Source organism: Limosilactobacillus reuteri (assembly GCF_020785355.1).
Lineage (GTDB): Bacteria > Bacillota > Bacilli > Lactobacillales > Lactobacillaceae > Limosilactobacillus > Limosilactobacillus reuteri_I.
In genome coordinates, this window is record NZ_JAJGVH010000027.1 from 1 (window position 1) to 20,813 (window position 20,813).

The 20,813-nt window shown below is 36.8% G+C and carries 13 protein-coding genes and 1 pseudogene; 13 read left to right on the forward strand and 1 reads right to left on the reverse strand.

What is annotated here, in order from left to right:
• Positions 1-623: pseudogene (locus LMB56_RS00190) on the reverse strand (hypothetical protein); the annotation flags it as partial.
• A gap of 76 nt (positions 624-699) precedes the next feature.
• On the opposite strand from LMB56_RS00190, the gene LMB56_RS00195 reads away from it, so the two are divergent.
• From LMB56_RS00195 to LMB56_RS00255, 13 genes are all read left to right on the forward strand, one after another.
• Positions 700-924 (forward strand): hypothetical protein, encoded by a 225-nt coding sequence (locus LMB56_RS00195; RefSeq protein ID WP_229282020.1) that lies wholly within the window; start codon positions 700-702, stop codon positions 922-924.
• A 594-nt stretch (positions 925-1,518) separates the two neighbouring features.
• Positions 1,519-2,523: a sugar transferase gene (locus LMB56_RS00200; RefSeq protein WP_229283293.1), complete on the forward strand. Its 1,005-nt coding sequence runs from the start codon at positions 1,519-1,521 to the stop codon at positions 2,521-2,523.
• A 57-nt stretch (positions 2,524-2,580) separates the two neighbouring features.
• Positions 2,581-3,777, forward strand: coding sequence for an accessory Sec system protein translocase subunit SecY2 (secY2, locus tag LMB56_RS00205; protein ID WP_153701547.1), 1,197 nt, complete (start codon positions 2,581-2,583; stop codon positions 3,775-3,777).
• A 3-nt stretch (positions 3,778-3,780) separates the two neighbouring features.
• Positions 3,781-5,304 (forward strand): accessory Sec system protein Asp1, encoded by a 1,524-nt coding sequence (asp1, locus tag LMB56_RS00210; RefSeq protein ID WP_086132046.1) that lies wholly within the window; start codon positions 3,781-3,783, stop codon positions 5,302-5,304.
• Positions 5,305-5,314: 10 nt separating this feature from the next.
• The gene (asp2, locus tag LMB56_RS00215; RefSeq protein WP_229283294.1) at positions 5,315-6,802 is read left to right on the forward strand and encodes an accessory Sec system protein Asp2; all 1,488 of its coding nucleotides are present in this window, start codon (positions 5,315-5,317) and stop codon (positions 6,800-6,802) included.
• A gap of 2 nt (positions 6,803-6,804) precedes the next feature.
• Complete coding sequence (asp3, locus tag LMB56_RS00220) at positions 6,805-7,692, forward strand: accessory Sec system protein Asp3 (protein WP_229283295.1); 888 nt, start codon at positions 6,805-6,807, stop codon at positions 7,690-7,692.
• Positions 7,693-7,695: 3 nt separating this feature from the next.
• Positions 7,696-10,050, forward strand: a complete 2,355-nt coding sequence (gene secA2, locus LMB56_RS00225) for an accessory Sec system translocase SecA2 (RefSeq protein ID WP_229283296.1) — start codon at positions 7,696-7,698, stop codon at positions 10,048-10,050.
• Between the two features lie 12 nt (positions 10,051-10,062).
• Entirely contained in the window at positions 10,063-11,601 is a 1,539-nt protein-coding gene (gtfA, locus tag LMB56_RS00230; protein WP_229283297.1) for an accessory Sec system glycosyltransferase GtfA, read from the forward strand.
• Positions 11,594-12,925 (forward strand): accessory Sec system glycosylation chaperone GtfB, encoded by a 1,332-nt coding sequence (gtfB, locus tag LMB56_RS00235; RefSeq protein WP_229283298.1) that lies wholly within the window; start codon positions 11,594-11,596, stop codon positions 12,923-12,925. Before gtfA ends, gtfB begins: the two co-directional genes overlap by 8 nt.
• Positions 12,918-13,115, forward strand: coding sequence for a hypothetical protein (locus LMB56_RS00240; RefSeq protein ID WP_229283299.1), 198 nt, complete (start codon positions 12,918-12,920; stop codon positions 13,113-13,115). The genes gtfB and LMB56_RS00240 overlap by 8 nt, the downstream gene beginning before the upstream one ends.
• A 140-nt stretch (positions 13,116-13,255) precedes the next feature.
• Positions 13,256-15,277, forward strand: coding sequence for an SP_1767 family glycosyltransferase (locus LMB56_RS00245; RefSeq protein WP_229283300.1), 2,022 nt, complete (start codon positions 13,256-13,258; stop codon positions 15,275-15,277).
• Positions 15,278-15,314: 37 nt separating this feature from the next.
• The gene (locus LMB56_RS00250; RefSeq protein WP_229283301.1) at positions 15,315-17,342 is read left to right on the forward strand and encodes an SP_1767 family glycosyltransferase; all 2,028 of its coding nucleotides are present in this window, start codon (positions 15,315-15,317) and stop codon (positions 17,340-17,342) included.
• A 190-nt stretch (positions 17,343-17,532) separates the two neighbouring features.
• Positions 17,533-20,813: serine-rich glycoprotein adhesin (locus tag LMB56_RS00255; RefSeq protein ID WP_229287845.1), on the forward strand; the 3,281-nt coding region annotated here is incomplete at its 3' end.

Consider the following 20,813-nt stretch of genomic DNA (forward strand, 5'->3'; position numbering starts at 1 on the left):
ATGAGTAACTCAGTAAGCATGAGCGAAAGCTTAAGCAACTCAGTATCGATGAGCGAGAGTATAAGCAACTCAGTATCGATGAGCGAGAGTATAAGTAACTCGGTCTCGATGAGCGAGAGCTTAAGTAACTCAGTATCGATGAGCGAGAGTATAAGTAACTCCGTTTCCATGAGTGAAAGCCTCAGCAACTCGGTCTCGATGAGTGAGAGCTTGAGTAACTCAGTAAACATGAGTGAAAGCTTAAGCAACTCAGTAAGCATGAGTGAGAGCTTAAGTAATTCAGTCTCGATGAGTGAAAGCATGAGTAATTCAGTCTCAATGAGTGAAAGTCTCAGCAACTCGGTCTCAATGAGTGAGAGTTCTTCAATAAGTGACTCAATCTCTGGTAGCGTATCTGCTGTAACGCCACATCCTGATGAAGAATCCGAATCGATCAGCAATTCACAATCAATGTCAATTAGTATAAGTGAATTGATATCGTTAAGTTCAAGCGAGTCGGCTTCAACCTCTCTAAGTTTAAGTAACAGTACTTCAATATCGATTAGTTCAAGTGGAAACGCTAGTGAATCACTTAGCGATAGTTTAAGCAGTACTAGTAACTCGTCTTCACTTAGCGGTAGCACTTCAGCGGTCAGTGATTTAGGATCAACATCTTCTGATAACTCAATAAATTATTCTGCTTCATCAAGTTTGAGCATTATGAATTATGGAAATGGTCTTAAGAACACCAATATCTCTGAATCTGGTAACCAAACGATTATGAATTTGAATGAAACTAATTCTGTTAATAGTCAAAAGCCAAGTCAACAAAATGAAAAACTTCCACAAACTGGTAATGAAAAGCATTCAACGGCTAAATTACTTAGTCTTATATCATTAGAAGCTATTCTGTTATTATTAATTGCAAAGAAGAAGAAAGGGTAGTTTCAGCAGAATATAAATAGGATTGGAAAATAAAAAAGCAGCTTGTATCTACATTTGTAGAACAAAAGCTGCTTTTACCGGTTTTAGAGGGGTAAAATTTATAGAGTAAGAATAGCACCATTCATCATGTAAATGAACAGCGAATGATTTTATGAAGTACGCAGATGATATAGCAAAATAATAAAAATAAAAATCCTTTTTCAAGTTGATTTAATAGAACTCTGAACACTATGGTATTATTAATTATAGTTTACCTAAGAAGAGTAATACGCATCTTAAGTACGAACTTTAATTAACGGGATAGATTTATTTTGAAAGATGAGTTTATATCTATATATTGTTCCAATTTATAATACTGTGAATTATTTGAATCAATATATTGAAAGTATTATCAATCAAAGCTATGAAAACTTAGAATTTCTTCTTATTTGAGGATAGGTCAACTGATTTATCATCATAAGCATCAGAGGATTAGAATAGTTAAAAAATTGTTTTCTGCACGATTCTAATAGAAGCTATAGTGTGATGTATGTTTTGAATTAGAGTGTATGAATAAATTTAATAAAATATTGTTTTATAATGGAGGAATTATCATTGACAGTTCATATTACTAACCTTTATGGGCAAAGCTTTCAAAGTACTGCCCAAATTGCTCAAAATCAAATTGCCAAGATTGGGCGCGAACTTGGCTTTAATGAACTTGGGATCTATAGCTATAATTGGCCAGATGAACCATCAGTTGCTTTAGATACTCGATTTGATGGCATTATCGCTTCCGTATCTAATAATGATACAGTTATTTTTCAATCACCAACTTGGAATTCAATCGAGTGGGATCAAGCCTTCATTGATCACCTGGCTCCTTATAATGTTAAAAAAATTATTTTTATTCATGATATTATTCCATTAATGTTTGAATCAAACCGTTACTTATTGCCACAATTTATTGACTACTATAATAAAGCTGATTTAATTATTGCACCTTCTCAGCCAATGGTCGATTTCCTCCGTGCAAATGGTTTGACGGTGGAAAAAGTGGTGCTGCAGCATATGTGGGATCATTGTGCTAGCGTCGATTTTACAGTAACGCCACAAAATACAGGGGTGATTAATTTAGCTGGTAACCTTGAGAAGTTCCAATTGGTCGGTCATTGGCATTACCCAGATAATCCCTTATATGCCTTTGCTAAGGTGATTAATATTGAGCCGACAGATAATATTAAGTTTATGGGCTGGCAATCAGATCCTGTCTTACTGTCAAAACTCCGGCATAATGGTGGCTTTGGTTTAGTATGGTCGAATGAGCCATATTGGAAAAACTACATGCATCTTAACGCTAACCATAAACTAAGTACTTACTTGGCAGCTGGATTGCCCGTTATTGTTAATGAAAATATTGCAGAAAGCGAAACGATATTGCGCAAAGGCTTAGGAATTGTGGCTGATAACTTAGATGAAGCAATTGAAAAGGTACAAGGGATGGACGATCAGTCTTACAATGAAATGGTTCAGCGAGTAGATGACTTTGCACGCTTGATTCGGGAAGGGTACTTTGCTAAAAAAGCCCTGACCGAAGCGATTTTTAGTTTATATTATTAAAGAAAAGGTAGTATTATTAACTTATTAATATTAACAATAATTGATAGATAATGAGGAATGATCGTGATAGAGAAAACACAAGTAAAAAATTTAATCAATCGCGTTGGGATGATGCTGTTTATCCTAGCTATTTACATCCTTGGTTGTACCGTTCCTGTGCCGTTAGCAAGGGTCTCGGCTACTTTTCGTCATGTATTAGCGCATACTTCAGTTGGAATTATGAGTTTTATGAGTGGCGGAAATTTTCAACGTCTATCCTTATTCATGGTTGGGTTAAATCCGTTAATGATTGCGATGCTCATTATCCAATTGTTAACAATGTTGCGACTTTTTTATTTTGATACTCTTTCGATGAACCAACTGATGAAGATTCAGCAGTGGTTAACTCTGGGGTTTGCTATTATTCAATCAACGGCTGTAACGCTTGGCCTAAAGATTACTACGGGAACGCTGGATAGTTTAGCGGTTATCTTGATGCTTACTGCAGGAAGTATGTTCGTTGTTTGGCTAGGAAATATGAACATGAAATTTGGGATTGGGGGGACCATTACTTTAATTTTATTTAATATTATTTCTGGATCAATCCCGACTCTTTTGCGATCAATTAAAATGCTGGCTAAACAATCTTATGGTCCACTTTGGCTTTTTTTGGCAGCAATTGCTGGTTGTATTGTCTTGGTCTTTTGGGTATCTTTTAACCGCGCTTATTATCCTTTGAAAATGATTAATACCTCCATGAGTAGTCACGATCGTCCTATCATTTTACCGATTGGTTTAAACATGGGAGCAATGATGACTTATATGGTTGGGATGTCGCTTTTAATGGTACCCACCTTATTAGCTAATGTCTTAGGGCCAGGATCATTGTTCGCCAATCCTTATTTTAATATGGTGGTAAGTGGCATCTTGGCTTTTGTTCTATTCTACTTTTTTACCTTTGTCCAATTTGATCCCAAAGCACAGGCTAAAGCTATGCTACAGGGAAATAATTATATTTTAGGCGTTCGTCCTGGAGAACCAACGAGAAAGTACTTACGACAAATCCTCTTACATGTGTCCTTTTTAGGGGCGCTTTTGAATGCCATTCAGCTTAGTTTTGGTTTGTTAGGGGGACAAGTCTTAGGAAACTTTGCTGGTCTTGCGATTATTCCGATGAATATGATTATGATTGTAATGTTTATGCAGGGGATTAAAGACCAACTCTTGGTACTGCTGTTCCCATTAAAATATGAAAAATTAATGAAAGAGGAATAAACTATGAACTACCTAGTCCCTGCATGGCATCGGTTGCTTGATGATTGGAGCTGGACTATCCCAAGAATTGAGTTTGATGATGCTGTCAGTCACATTAAGACCTTTCAAGAAAATCAAGTGCCTTATTCATTAGTAATTACAGATTATCAGCCCCAGTTATCAACTAAGTTAAACCAATTAACCATTTCGCCATCGCAAATTTTAAATGTATTTGATTACTTACAAGGAGTTAATCATCTAGATAATCAAGTAGTAACTTATCGTGATTTGAATTGGCCAGCGGATGCTCAGTTTGACTTTACCAGTTTCCGGATAATAGTACTAGTAAAGGGGCGGCTTTATGCACGAATAACATTTGATACCCAAGGCAAGATTCTATGGGTCGATTATTTTGTAAACGATAAACATACGCGCCGCTTGTTACTTGATAGCCGCGGATTTATTTCCCGTGAAGAGCTATTTAATGATCAGGATCAGCCAACACAGCATATTTATTATGATGAACAAGGATATTGGCGGATTAGGCATGACCTTAGCACGGATCAAGTAGAAGTGAATAGTATGTTTTCAGATTTAACCAAGCACTTGCATTACGCTCATTTAAGCGACTTGCTAACTGAAGTGATTCAAGACCATTTATTGAATCACTTTGATCATGGCAATGACCATTTAGTCGTGACCTTAGATGACCAAGCAAAAGTTGAGCCAGATAAGTATTTGCAGTATCAACCGCTTTTTTCACTTAGTCGTTGGCATCCTTATCAACAGAACTTAGCCAAAATTAATGATAAAAGTTATAATAACCTAGCTCTCTTAGCCGATAATGATGAAACTCGTGAGCTCATTAAGAAGCAGACGGGGCTTGATGCACCGATCATTCCATTATTCCAATCACGCTTTAATCTGGGTCATAGTCAACGTTTAAGCCAAGAACGAATTGGCTTATTTATTGAAAATATGACTGATGAAGAAGTTCAACAAGCTGTTGAACTAATTTACCAACGGCTAGTTAAAAAGCCAACTGCTGAGGCCCTAACTATTTTGACCTATAGTATTGAAAAAATGCAACTTGCCCAAAACTGTATTAACCAATTAAAAGAAAATCATCAAGGTGAATTCATTCTTACTAGTGAAGCGCCTGATGAAGTTGAAGAAATTTTGACTGAGCAAACATCAATACCCAAGTTGGATATTGATGCACAAAGAATTACTACGCCGGCTGAAATTGGTCGGCAATTTGATTCGTTACGAATTGTTATTGACTGGGGACCAACCGTTGATGAGTTTTTACAAATTACTGCTATCAGCACTGGGATTCCTCAACTATGTCGGCAGTCAAATCGGCAAGTCAAGGATTACCAAAATGGGATTATTTGTCCAACTATTTCTGACATTAATCAAGGATTAGATTATTTTCTTGGTAATCTAAAACATTGGAATCAGTCTTTAGTTTACGATGTCCAGTTAATGAATCAATATTCTGCTGCTGAATTAATGACTAAATGGCAGACATTATTTAAAAAGTAAGGTGAGATGAGTGCAAGTTTTACAACTTGGTGCGGAAAATTGGGCTGATAAGTACCAGCTCCCAAGTGAAATCAAGTGGAATTATAACCAATATCCATTGAAAAAGATCAAACAATTTGACCTTGTAATCATTACGCCGGGGACCAAATTAGCGGATCATTTATGGAGAAAGCTACAATGGCAAGTAGATCCTTATCGGGTCCTATATGATCCGCTTGCTGAAAAAGAACTTAGCCCAGTCGGACAGCATTTTTTGATTTGTCAAGAAGCACGGCAGATTGTTGAAGATCCCCAAGAATTGATTAATCAGTTGCCGGTTCGTTACTTTCCCGGACAGTCTGGAATGCGGATTCCGCCAACGAACATCCTGCTTAATTCAGTAGATAGTACCCTATTAGATGGTGGACATCTTTGTGTAACTGTCAATAGTGATCGTTGGGTAAAGATAGGAAATTACCGTCAACAGATCTATATCGATCCTAATCGCTTATTGAAATTTAATCTTGAATATAACCGAAAGGCAAACGTTAAAGTGCGGTTGCGGTTTTTTATCCAAGAAGGGGGAGGCGATGGGAACTTAGCTAATAATTACCTCCTTGATTTTTCAGAGAATAATGAAGAACAATTACTCCCGCTTAAACCCGCAGATATTCGTCGTTTTACGAGTGCGAGCATTGAAGTAATGGGGAAAGGTCAAGTGACAATTGGAATGCTACATTCCCGTTGGTCACGAGCTGGCAAAGGGGAATTTCTACCAGGCGGGAGACGCTTAATTGATCCAGCTACTGGAGCTGACATTGCTTATTATTTTAATCCTGGTGACTTACGCCCACCGCTACATGTCTATTTCTCAGGAGCAAGGGAACTAGAAGGATTTGAAGCTTACCCACTTTTCCGTCGTAACCATACGCCAACCTTATTGTTTACTGATCCGCGTTTAGCAGTAGGCCAGTTTTATACCGGTGAGGCGATTGAAAGTCAGATCAAGGCCACGATTATTGCAACGTTGAAGAAATTAGGCTTTAATCGGCAGCAATTGGTAATGAACGGGATCTCGATGGGAACGTACCCGGCAATTAAATTAGGTGCACAATTATCAGCCTATGCCATCAATGTTGCTAAACCGACTCTCAATTTAGGAAGAGTGGCAATGCGTGCCAGACTACAACGTCCTGATGAATTTGATACGATTTTTGACATTGATCGCCAGTTAGTATCCGAATTAACAACTACCCAATTAACGCAACTAGATACGGACTTTTGGAAGCTAATGGATCAGAACAATTTAACTAACACACGTTTTTACGTTGGCTATATGGCTAATGATGATTATGATGATTTAGCAGTACCACGGATGAAAGCTAATAAAGCAATCCAGCAAGTACCATTATTTGTCAATAAGGGCTTCCCTGGTCGCCATAATGATGATCCATCGGTAGTTTACTGGTTTGTTAGTAGGTTAGCGGAAATCAATCAAGCATTTGGGAGAGGAGACTAAGCATGCAGCAATATGTTAATCAAGGATATTGGGAACCAACAAGTGAATATTCAGCTGGTTCGCAAATAAAAATTAACGATGATGCTAGTGTTGAGTTTCATAATTCTCTCATGGCACCGGGAAAAACAATCATGAGTTGGAATTCTGTAAACTCATATCAGGCAACTAAATTGGTTCCACAGTTACCAATTCTCCGTAATAATCATAAATACCGTTTAAGCGTAAATGCAAAAGCCGAACCGATTTATTCATTAATTATTCGGTTAACCTTTTTTGACGCGCAAGAACACGAAATTGATCATGTCGAATTTCAGCAACGGTCAATTGAATTTGTTTATCCCCCCGAAGCTGTGCAGTATCGACTAGAATTGATTAATAATGGACTTACTGATTTAACTTTTCAACGGTTTGAAATTTGTGATGCAGATCTTCCGGTAAGCGTTCATGAGGATGTTTGGATTCATAAGCCAATAAATGAAGATGTGAAGGGGAAGATTAATCTGCTTTTAATTGCTGATAATAAGAGAGTTCGTAAAACATATCCAGATTTAAAAAAATATGAAGATTATAAAATACAGCCGATTAGTGTTGCGTGGCAGTCGTCAGCTGATGTAGTAGCGATTTTAAAACAATGGTTAATTTCACATCGAATCTATGATGCCAATGTGATTAGTACTAATCCGAAGTTAGATCAAGTAGTATTGGAGTTAAAGATGGAGCTTTCCACAATCAATGCGGTCATTACTAATCAGACTGATCCACACTCACAGATTGCCGATGTGATTTATCCATTACTGCCAGTTACTACTTGGAGTTCCTCAGTATTGGTTAATCCGGATTGGCCAATTATCTTTTCGGTTATTCAAGAAATAAATTCAAAAGAGGGATAAGATATGACGCACCCCAATTTTAGGTTACAAAAAGTAAAACATACCCTTGCTAAAGTAAATGCCCTGGCAAATGAAATGCGAGGGATGAGCGATGAAGAGCTTAAACATCAAACTGTTCTATTAAAAAAAGAATTAGCTAATGGTAAAACAGTTGATGATATCTTACCGCGTGCTTTTGCCACCATTCGGGAAGCGGACTACCGGATTTTAGGAATGTTCCCTTATGATGTTCAAGTTATGGGAGCAATTGTCTTAAATCAAGGTAATATTGCGGAAATGAAGACGGGGGAAGGAAAGACTCTAACAGCAACGATGCCTCTTTACCTAAATGCGTTGACTGGTAAAGGAGCAATGCTATTAACACCTAATGGTTATCTTGCCCAACGTGATAAAGAACAATTGCAGCCTGTCTATGAGTGGTTAGGATTAACGGTCAGTCTTGGTTTTGAACCTGATGACCAAGAAAAGAAGACAACGCCGGCGATTAAGCGGAGTTGGTATAATGCGGATATTACTTATACAACTGCTAGTAGTTTAGCTTTTGACTACTTATTTAATAATCTTGCTACCCGGCGCGAAGATCAATATTTACGACCATTTAACTATGTAATCATCGATGAAGTTGACGCAATTTTACTTGATGAAGCAACTTCGCCTTTTGTGGTCTCAAGTCGGCCAACTGTTCAATCAAACTTATATGGGCTTGCAGATGAGTTTGTTCATACTCTCCAGCCCAAGATTGACTATAAGTTAAATGAAGACCAAGATGCTGTTTGGCTAACCCTTCATGGTATCCGGCAAGCGCAAAGATTTTTCCGGGTTCCAGATTTATTTGTTAGCGAAACAAGGGAAATTTACCGGCATATTGCATTAGCTTTAAGGGCTCATTTTATTATGAAAAATGGTCATGATTACTTGGTAAGTGAAGGAGAAGTAGTACTGCTTGATGAAGCTAATGGTCGTTTAAAAAGAGGGGTCAGAGTTAATACGGGTTTGCATCAAGCGATTGAAGCGAAGGAACATGTTGACTTAACCCCTAACCAGCAAGTAGCAGCCTCGATTACTTTTCCCAGTCTGTTTGGGCTGTTTAATAAGATCTCTGGAATGAGCGGGACCGCCAAAAGTGATGAGCATGAATTTTTTGAAGTATATAAAATGCGGGTGATTCAAATTCCAACTCGTAAACCAGTGATTCGGCGTGACTATCCTGGGGAAATCTATGTAACTACTCGTCAAAAATTAATTCACGCGCTTGATGAGGCAATTGACCTTCATAAAGCTGGTCGTCCTATTTTGCTTGTAGCTGGGTCAGTGGAAAATTCTGAAATTATTTCTGAATTGTTATTAGACCGTGGGATTCCCCACAATGTCTTAAATGCGTTTAATGTTGCGCGAGAAGCTGCCATTGTTAAAGATGCTGGACAAAAAGGGGCAGTGACGGTTGCTACTAATATGGCTGGGCGAGGGACTGACATCAAACTCGGAGCTGGCGTCAAAGAATTAGGTGGCCTTGCAGTGATTGGTACTGAGATGTTGCCAACACGAGTGAAATTACAACTTGCTGGACGAGCAGGACGCCAAGGTGATCCAGGCTCAAGTAAATTTTATATTTCGCTAGAAGATAGCTACCTTGCGCAAAATAGTACCAAGAGATTTAAAAATTATTATCGACGTTTGCAAAGACGGGCAACAAATAAAAGGCTAAAGAGTCCGCGCTTAAAGATGAGTATTACGATGTTAAAAGATCGAGTAGCAGCTAATCAGCAAATGTCACGAAGCAACGTTAATAAAAATGAGGCGGCCTTAAAAATTCAACGGCGTAATCTTTATCAGCAGCGTGACCAATTAATGGATAATCCACATTTAGAAAAAGTAGTAGGCAAGTGGTTGCATCGTGGGATTGCTTTATATTTAGCAACTAAGCCCCAATGGAACGCTCGTGACCTTCAGCGGTTGATGAACCAGCATTTCACTTATGAAATTGTTAAATTACCAACCGATCTAGAATATACCACGGCTAGTTTACAAACATACTTAGAACAATTTTGCCGAACTACCTTAAAAAAACATGCCAAAATATTAATTAATAACCAGCAATTAAATCAGTTCTATCGGACAGCACTCCTCAATGCACTTGATAGTAGTTGGATGGACCAGATGGATTACTTATCGAAATTAACAACAAGGGTTCAACCGTGGGGAAACACTCAACGTAATCCAAACTTTTTATACCAAGAGAAAGCCTATCAAGCCTTTGAAAAGATGTTTGATCATGCGGCACAAAAGACAGTGGATAATTTGATGCTGAGTACCATTAGCTTAGATGATGATAATAACTTAGTTGTCCATTTTAATTAACGGAGGGACAAGATGACTGTATACAATATTAATTTAGGAATTGGCTGGGCTAGTAGCGGTGTAGAATATGCTCAGGCTTACCGTGCTCAAGCCTTTCGTCAAGCTAAAATTCCTGCTAAATTTATCTTCTCAGATTTAATTTTAGGAAATAATATCGCTGACTTAACGGAAAATATTGGCTTTGATGATCAACAGATTATCTGGTTATATAATTTTTTTACTGATATTAAAATTGCGCCGTCAACTTATGCGCTCTCTTCATTTTTAGAGCAGGAACAATTAACACAGCGGAACTTTAAATTACAAGATGATTCAAGGACTAAAGAAATTCGGTATCAATCAGATCAAGAAGCAGTAACAATTATTCCCCGTTATAATGATCGCGAGAAGCAGACCATTGACCAAGTGAGTTATGTTGCCAATAATCTGCTTATTAAACGAGATTTCTATTCTTATACGAAATATGCAACGGAATATTATAGTGGGGATGCTCAAGATAATCACGTTGTTTTTCGGGAATTTTATAATGAAGATGGTTCAATTGCTTATACTCAGCATCTCGATAGTAATAAGCAGGAACTATTTGAATTTCCTCAACAATATTTCTACACAAAGACAGACTTGTATCGCGAAATGTTACGGCAACTAGATTTTAAAGCGGATGACACCATTATTTTGGATCGGATGGATGAAGATAAACAACTAATTAATGGACAGCTGATTTTTGCCCATCATGGACAAGCCAAATTATTTGTGGCCGTGCATGCCGATCATTACGATAAGCATTATACGAATGATCATCAGGTATTATGGAATAATTTTTACGAATACCAGTTTACCCACTACGATGATGTTGATTGTTTCATCGTAGCAACTGACCAACAGCAACAATTGTTAGGTAAGCAGTTAAAACACTATTATCATGCCCAGCCTGAAATTACGACAATTCCAGTTGGAAGCTTGGATAAATTAGTTAAACCAACTGACCAACGGAAACCACACTCGTTAATTACAGCTTCACGGCTAGCAAATGAAAAACATATTGACTGGTTAGTAGCGGCAGTAGTTGCTGCGAGGAAGGTGATTCCTGATGTGACGCTTGATATTTATGGCGCGGGAAACCAAGCTGGACGATTGCAAGAGTTAATAACAAAGAATCACGCAAATGATTATATCAAATTAATGGGCCAGCACGATCTAAGTCAAGTCTATCAACAATATGAAACTTATATTGCTGGTTCAACTAGTGAAGGCTTTGGCTTGAGCTTATTGGAGGCAGTTGGTTCAGGACTCTCAATGATTGGTTTTGATGTTCCTTATGGGAATCAGACCTTTATTGATGACCAGCAAAATGGTTACCTATTACCATATGAAGAAGACTGGAACAATGATAAAAAAGAAAAGGTTTTAGCTGATGCAATTATTAAAACCTTTAGTACTGCTGACTTGACTAAATTCCATGAACATTCTTATGCACTAGCTGAACCTTACTTAACGACAAATGTTGCTGAGCAATGGCAGCATCTATTAAAGGAGGAAACGCATGCTTAACTTATTTGATAATTTTGATCAAGCTTCATTTGATTTGCTCCGTTCTCAACGCTCGGCACAAATTAAGATTCCGACAGTTGTGATCAATGATGATGGCTTTCTTCCTGCTGAAGTTGAATCTCCCATTAAATTTTTGGGCCAATATAATAAGAATCGGTCACCCTTATATTTTGACCAGATACCAGTGCCAAAGTATTGGCGAATTTTAAGTACTGCGTCCCAAGGGGAGATTTACGATTTAGATCAAAAAAGAGCTGATATCTTCTATCACTCAACTGACAATTCGCGGCAAGTTAAGGAAGTACGGTGGTTGGACCGTTACGGAAAAATTAACTGGGTTGACCACTATAACTGCAATGGCTATCATTTTGCGACAACTTTTTACGAAAATGGCCAACCGACTTGGCGTAAGTACTATGATAAGCATCAAGAAGTTTTTTTAACATGGAATTTACGTGTAGGCGGCCTTTTTCTTACAGAGGATGGCCAGAAACGCTACTTTACTTCGTGGATTGAGTTTGTAAAGTATTATCTGATATCACGCCATTTTAAGCTTGATCACGTTTTCTATAATACTTTGAATCAAGGATTAAATGTGACAATGGCTTTACCTGATAATGGAACAGACACGCTCTTTTGGCATGAACCACTGACAGGTGACGAACTTCCTGGTAATATGCAGTTTTTAATGGAACATTCAACAAGAACGAAGCATATTATTTTTCAGCGTTATGCGGATTGGCAACGAATGAAATCAGTGCTAACGGATAATGAATATGTTAATTTTAGTTATTTAGGAACGATTTATCCGCACCCCCGGGGAAATCAATTGCGGCCGGAAGCACTTATCTTTACTAACTCTGATGAAATTGTTGAATTGACGACTTTAGTTAAACAATTACCGCAAGTAAAATTTCATATTGCCGCGGTTACGGAAATGTCAGAAAAGCTACTTTCCTACCAACAATATTCTAATGTCGAGCTTTATCCTAATGTTAGTCGGCAACGGGTTAAGCAGCTAATTGCCGATTGTGACATATACCTTGATATAAATCGACAAAATGAAATCTTGGATGCTGTGCGCGGAGCCTTTGAACAAAATATGCTAATTCTTGGCTTTGACGAGACTTTGCATGAGGCACAATTTGTTGCCCCGCAAAATGTTTTTAAGGTCACGGAAGCTAAGCAGATGGGTGAGCGGATCTTGAATGCTTTGCTGAAGCCAGCCTTAATGAAAGAATTGATTGATACGCAGCGAAAACTAGCTAGTGAGGTTAGTGTCCAAGATTATCGTGACCAGATAGGAGCGTTAAAACATGACTAAACAAGATGAAAATCATCCGAAACCGTCATTAGCCCAACAAGATGCATTAAAGCGGTTAGATCAAGTAGAGGAAGAAAAGCGAAAACCTTATAAAAAGAAAAAAGAACCTGTAAGTTTTCGCTCAATCATAATGACATTGCTCTTGATTTTGATATTGGGTTTAATGATCGGCAATTTTTTTATTCGTTAACTAACTCTAAAAATTGCTGAAGTTACTAAGACTGGAGAATAGCATCTCTGGTCTTTTTTAGCATTGCAATTAGGGAAGAGAATTGGTATATATAATAGTTAGTTATTTTACAATGGTTACAAATTGAAGGAGTAAGAAAAATGAAAACAATTGTCCTATGCGCAAATTACGATAAGCTTGATCAAATAGAAACAGTATTGAAGTCTATTTATATTAATAATAACGATGTTAAAACATATATTATTAATTCGGATATCGCACACGAGTGGTTCGTGAATATCAATTATTTTCTTGAGAAGATTAATTCAGAGATAATTGATGCAAAAATAGACTTAAATCGTTTTAATGAATTGCCAGAATTAAAAAATGCTAATATGGCGAAAATTGAGTATGGTAAGTTCTTAATTCCAGAGCTCATAAGTGAAGATAAAGTACTTTATTTAAGTAATAATACAATTATTGATCAAAATTTAGATAGTTTATTTGCAATTGATATTGAAGATAAGCCTTTATATGCAACTGTTGATTTTGTGCATCCGGATAAGTTCAACATGGATGTTATGTTTATAAATAACATCTATTGGCGCAATAATAACATTGGTAATCAATTTTTGGAACTAGGAAAGCATTATGACCTCGTTGATGCCCAAGCGATGATTAATGATGGCTTTCGTGTCAATATTGGCAAGCTACCCGCAATTTACAATTATCAAATTGGAATTGGAGATCCTAATTTTGAACCGGTAATTTCATACAGGTATTATGAGGACGCCATCGATGATCCCGCAATTATCCAGTATCCCACTAGTAGCAGGCTAATTAGAGAAAACTCTTCTAGAAACTTAAGTAAAAAGTGGTGGAGTTATCATAGTAGTGAATGGTCAGAAGTAATCACCCATTTAATTCCTAATAGACTTGATAAGAAGTTTGATAAAGAAGCTATTATTTTTTTGAATTATGCAGAAAATCATGGCGCAGAAGAACTAATCAAACGTTTACCAAATATTCATTTTAATATTGTTTCTAGAGTGGAATTATATAGTGGCTTAGATATTTTAACGCACAATGGAAATGTAACTCTCTATCCGCAAATGTTACATTATCAATTAAAGTCAATTATCGAAAAAGCCGATCTTTGCTTTGATATTGACTACGGGGATAAAGACGTCCATTTCGAAACCGTATTGAAGATGTTAGATATCCCTACTTTTGCTTTTAGTGACACTCAATATCATGAAACGAATGCTAATTATTATGTGACAGACAGTATGGATGAGATGATAAAACAAGTTAATAAATTACCAGCTAATAGTCCTAAGAAGTCGTTTGATGATATTTTTGATATTTCAGTCAAACCAATTGATGAAACTTTAGATGAAATACTTGAGAATAATAAATCCATTATTCGAATTGGAGATGGTGAACTTGATTTGATCTATGGTAAAGACATTGGATATCAACATTTTAATCCACAATTAGCGAAGATATTGAAAGATAGCATTCTAAGTAACCATAATCCAAGAATATTAACTTGTTTATCTGATATTTTTACTAATTTAGACCGGTATAATGAAATACGAGGCTATTATGCTTTTGGAGTTTTGCCTGAATATAGTGAGTTTTTTAGGAAAATTGAAGAGAAAAAATACTCTTATGGTTCGGCTTTTATGTCTCGAATGTATATGTGCTTTAAAGATAAAAGTAAAAGTCAGCATTATTTCCATAAACTTAGAAAAATTTGGCAGGATAAAGATATTTTGATTGTTGAAGGTGAATATACTCGTTCTGGGGTTGGTAATGATCTTTTTGCAAATGCAAGATCAATTCAGCGAATAATTTGCCCTGCTGAAGATGCTTATGATGAAGTTGATGAAATTGAAGAGGCTATTAGAAATGAGGCGCAAAATAAGTTGATTTTATTAATGTTAGGTCCTACTGCTAAAGTAATTGTTAATGATTTACAAGACTTAAATAATCAAATGCTTGATGTTGGTCATATCGATACAGAATATGAATGGTTTAAGATGGGGGCTAAATATCCAGTACCGATTGGTAAGAATAAGCATACGGCAGAGGCTGCTTACGAATATCTGGGTGAAGAAAATGATCCACAGTATCAAAAAGAAATAATTATGAAAATAAATAAGAAAGAAAAGCCATAATTTTAATTGGTTATTATGAAGTATGGAGAGAAATATTATGATAAAAGTAATAGCATTAAGTGGGGACTATGGCTATCTAAACCAAATTGAAACAACCATTAAATCGATCATGGACCATAACCGTGATGTCAAAATCTACGTGATTAATCCAGATATTCCGCATGAGTGGTTTGTCAATTTGAATCGCTACTTACACCAGATCAATAGCTGTGTTATTGATGCAAAAGTGGATCCGGATCGCTTGAAAAATATGCATTCTTCTTTTGCCCATATTAATTCTTCCATATTTGGTAGATTTTTAATTCCAGAAGTTGTACAAGAAGATAAAGTCCTTTATTTAGATAGTGATTTAATTGTTACTAGCAATCTTGATGACCTTTTCAATATTGTCTTTGGAGATAAGTCAGTATTGGCTGTACGAGATTATAATGAGATTATGGCTTTTAACGCGGGGGTAATGCTGATTAATAACCGTAAATGGAAAGAAAATCAGGTAACGGATTCATTAATCAAGATGAGCGAGAATCGTAAGCTTTCAAATGGTGATCAAACCGTTATTAATGAGCTCTTTCAAGGTCAAATTGGTGAATTAGATTTAACTTATAATTATCAAATTGGTTTTGAAAAGGATGCTTTCTGGAATAATTTAGATCAACCGTTAATGCGTTTAGACAAAGTAACGAATCCGAAAATTATTCATTATGTTACTCCAGACAAACCATTTAATTTAGTTTCTGTAAATAGTTTACGAGATAAATGGTGGCATTATCGAAATTTAGAATGGTCTGAGATTATTTCTACGTACGGTAACTTCAAGAAAAATGAAATTAAGGATCTTTCTTTTGATGGGGAAGCTTTGATTTTTACAAGGGTAGCAGAAACAGAAAATATTGAAGAGTTAATTCAAAAAATGCCTAATATAAGGTTTAATATAGCTGCTTATACTGGGATGGCTTTTCTTTTGTTGAAATTAACACAATATGATAATGTTAGGCTTTTCCCGACTATTATCGGAAAAACATTGGATAAAGAAATAAATGAAGCAGATGTTTACTTAGACATTAATTATGGCCCTAACGCTAATGAAGTTGTTGAAAGAATTGTCCAAAAGAATATTCCAATCTTTGCTTTTGACCAAACTAAATCGCCTGACTTGAACTACGATAACTATCACGTATTTCACGATGATCAAATTGACGAGATGGCGAGTGCGATTAGTGATACAGTTAAAACTAATCCAAAATTTAATATTGAAGTTAAAGATGTTAGTGAATCGCTAGACCTAATTTTAGAAAATAGGAAGTCGGTGGTTCGCTTTGGAGATGGGGAATTCGACTTAATTAGGGGTGATTCCATTCCCTATCAAAATTATGAACCAGAGCTTGCTAAAAGATTAAAAAAGATTATTTTGCGCGGAAACTTTAATAATACGTTAGTCTGTTTACCAGATGTATTTAAAGGCTTGAATCGTTACAATCATTATGCGAAAGATTTTTATAAATCTGTCTTTTTCCCTAAAAATGATCATTTCTTGAAAGAGATTGCGCAGACTAATAACTGGTATGGGTCGACCTTTATCTCGCGTCCTTACATTGACTTGGTTGATAAAAGTAAGAGTGCCGCGACTTTTACAAAATTAAAACAGCTTTGGCAGGGACAAGACCTGTTGATTGTTGAAGGAGCCTTGACCAGGTCCGGAGTAGGTAACGATCTCTTTGCCAATGCGAAGTCGATTAAACGAATTCTTTGCCCTGCTGAAGATTCGTACCAGCAAATCAACCAAATTGAGCAGGCAATTAGGGCTAATGCAGAGAATCGGTTGATTTTGGTAATGCTTGGACCAACGGCGAAGGTAATAGTTGATGATTTACAGGATCTAAATAATCAGATGATAGACATTGGTCATATTGATTCTGAGTATGAATGGTTCAAGATGGGAGCTACCTATAAAGTTAAGTTAGAGAATAAGCATACCGCCGAATTTAACTTTGATGAAGATATTTCTGCTGTTCATGACCAGGCCTATCAGGATGAGATTGTAGCAAGAATTATAGGTGAAGAATAAGTTAGTAGAAGTTGAGGATTTTTCTCGACTTCTTTTTTATTACGTAAGTGTTGAATTATTAGAAGATAAAAAATAAATTTGTTATAATAGGGCCTTTTATTTTGGGTGCTGGTAGGTGTAAAATATTCACTAGCAACAAAATCGCTTATCAGTAGATTAAGGGGACTGATAGAGCAGAGAGGTGTATTACATGTCTAAACATAAAAACGAACAAGAGAATGGAAGCAAAGTTAAATTATATAAGACTAAACATGGTTGGTTTAGTGCTTTAACCCGCTTTTTCAAACTCTTTTCTTTTCGGTCGAAAAAAGAAGTTAAACCGACTAATTTTAATGATCTTGATTCACTAAAGGATAAGCATGATTCAGCGATGCCTGATGCATACAAAAAAGGTGCCGCAACTATGGCAACTTTACTGGGCGCAGGCGTTATCGGTACTACCAGCCCAACCGAAGCTCATGCGGCTACGACTACTGTTGATCAAAATTCACATGTAGTGGGATCCGGTTCAACTTCAACTAGTACTTCAACGAGTCAAATGACTGGATCCACATCTACTAGTACTTCAACTACTTCTGGTTCAACTTCAACTAGCACCGTCAGTTCTACCTCTAGCAGTACTTCAACTACTACCAGTACTACTGGGTCTACTTCGACTAGTCAATCAACAGGTTCAACCAGTGCATCTAACAGTACCTCGATTGCATCTGGCTCTGGTTCAACTTCAACTAGTAATAGTACTTCGTTTGCTAGTGAATCAACTTCGATCAGCAACAGTACCTTATCTGGACTCGATAACAATACGGTAGCAAATTCAGTTGCGCAAAACTTAGAAACTACGACTAATACAGCTAATCTTACGAATGCTGCCCTAGCCTCAGCTTACCAAACTAATCTTATTCAGGTACAAAACCGTACTGTTAGTACAACAAATGAAAATGACACGGTTCAAGCTGAAGATATCCAAGCCGACGCAACAGCTTCAAATGCTGATGAATTAAGGAAGGCTTTACAAGATACATCAGTTCACACGATTAAGCTTACGGATAATATTACGCTTAGTAGTCATATTACTATAAGTGGTAACACGAATCGTGATATTACTATTTATGGTAGTAGCAATCATGATGGTGACAACTACTATATCAATGCTACTGATAAGCATAGTGGGATTTTCTTAAGTAGTAGTGCTAAGTCGATTAATATAACCTTTGAAAACGTTACTCTTTATAATCAGGGTGATCATGGCTTTGTTCGGATGTCTGGTAGTGGTAATAATACTGTTACTTATAAAAATATTGAAGCATATGGTGGAACTTTAATTTGGAGTGAGACTAATGCCGGTTCTAATCAACTAATATTAGCAGGAACTACTACTTTAAATAGTGTTCCATCATATACTATTAATGGACAAACTTATAAAACTTCGGCTTGGGGTATGGGAACCCACAGTCCAAATACTCATAGTACAAATGCAATTTACGTTTCAAATGAAGTTAATATTGCCGATAATGCAAATGTTACTGTAAATAATACATTTACAAATATTGATTTTCGAGTAATTGGTGATAATTCAACTCCACAAACTAGTGTTGTTACTGTTGGTAAAAACGCAATCTTAACAATGGACAATGGTAATCAGACTTCATTTAATATTAAACTTGATGGTACTAAATCAAATGCGTTTACGGTTGATGAAGGCGCTAAAGTACAAATGTCAGCTAAAGTCGATAATGTTCGAATCCTTGATTTAGATGGTAATTATGGTACTGGTGTTGTAAGTTTTGCTAAAGGTTCCAACGTAACCATGGATGCTCAGACTGGATCAAACTTACGGATGGGGGCAAAAGCTTCAAACCAGGTTGATTTCAATGGTACTGCTACTCTTATTAAGCAGAGTGGAGCAAGTAATGGTATTTTTGCTGATAATACCCAAGGTAATATTGAATTTACTGAAAATCGGACATCTAATACAGGAGTTGTAAACTTTAATCCGGGAAGTAATGTTACATTACAAGCAGGTGCTGGTGCTTCAAATATTACTACTCATGGAAGTGATGGTGGAAGGATTACTGCCACTGTAAATATTAATAACCCTGAAAAAGTAACCCTTAATACTGATGCGATTAAGACAAATGGTGGCGTTACATACTTGGGAAACGCTTCTAAGGGTATTGTTGTTAACGTAAATAATGCTAGTGTTAAAGTAAATGATAATAACTTTTCTGATGTTATCTCATCAAATACTACTACTGTTACCGGTAGCACTGTAAATGTTGGCTCGGTTTCGATGGCTTCTACTAATGGTAGTTTTACTAATGCCTCAACATCTCTTAGCGGTTCAATTAGTTTTAGCTATGCAACTTCAATGGCTACTAGCCAGTTAAATGCTGTTGATACGAATTCGACAAGTACCGTTGTATATCAAGGTAGCACGGTGATCTCCCAAAGTACCTCAACTTCAGTAGAACAAAGTCAGTCCGTCTCAGCAGAACAAAGCCAATCTGCAAGTTCATCTGAATCAATCGTTCAAAGTCAGAGTAGATCCACAAGTACAAGTGAAAGCTTATCAGGCTCAATCTCTGAATCGATTGCTAACAGTCAAAGTGCATCAACTAGTACAAAGGAAAGCTTAAGCAACTCAGTATCGACGAGCGAAAGTATGAGTGGTTCGGTTTCCATGAGCGAAAGTTTGAGTAACTCGGTATCGATGAGTGAAAGCTTAAGTGGTTCAGTATCGATGAGTGAAAGCATGAGTAACTCAGTAAGCATGAGCGAAAGCTTGAGTAACTCCGTTTCCATGAGCGAAAGTTTAAGCAACTCGGTAAGCATGAGCGAGAGTTTGAGCAACTCAGTCTCAATGAGTGAAAGCTTAAGTAATTCTGTCTCAATGAGTGAAAGTTTGAGTAACTCGGTATCAATGAGTGAAAGCTTAAGCAACTCGGTAAGCATGAGCGAAAGCTTAAGTAACTCGGTAAGTATGAGCGAAAGCTTAAGTAACTCCGTTTCAATGAGTGAAAGCTTGAGTAACTCAGTATCGATGAGTGAAAGCTTGAGTAACTCAGTAAGCATGAGTGAGAGTTTGAGTAACTCGGTATCGATGAGCGAGAGCTTAAGCAACTCCGTATCAATGAGCGAAAGTTTGAGTAACTCAGTATCGATGAGTGAAAGCTTAAGCAACTCGGTAAGTATGAGCGAAAGCTTAAGCAACTCCGTATCAATGAGCGAAAGCTTAAGCAACTCGATATCAATGAGCGAGAGCCTGAGTAACTCCGTATCAATGAGTGAAAGCTTAAGCAACTCCGTTTCCATGAGCGAAAGTTTGAGTAACTCAGTATCGATGAGCGAAAGCTTAAGCAACTCGGTATCAATGAGTGAAAGCTTAAGTAACTCAGTATCGATGAGTGAAAGTCTCAGCAACTCGGTAAGTATGAGTGAGAGCTTGAGTAACTCAGTATCGATGAGCGAGAG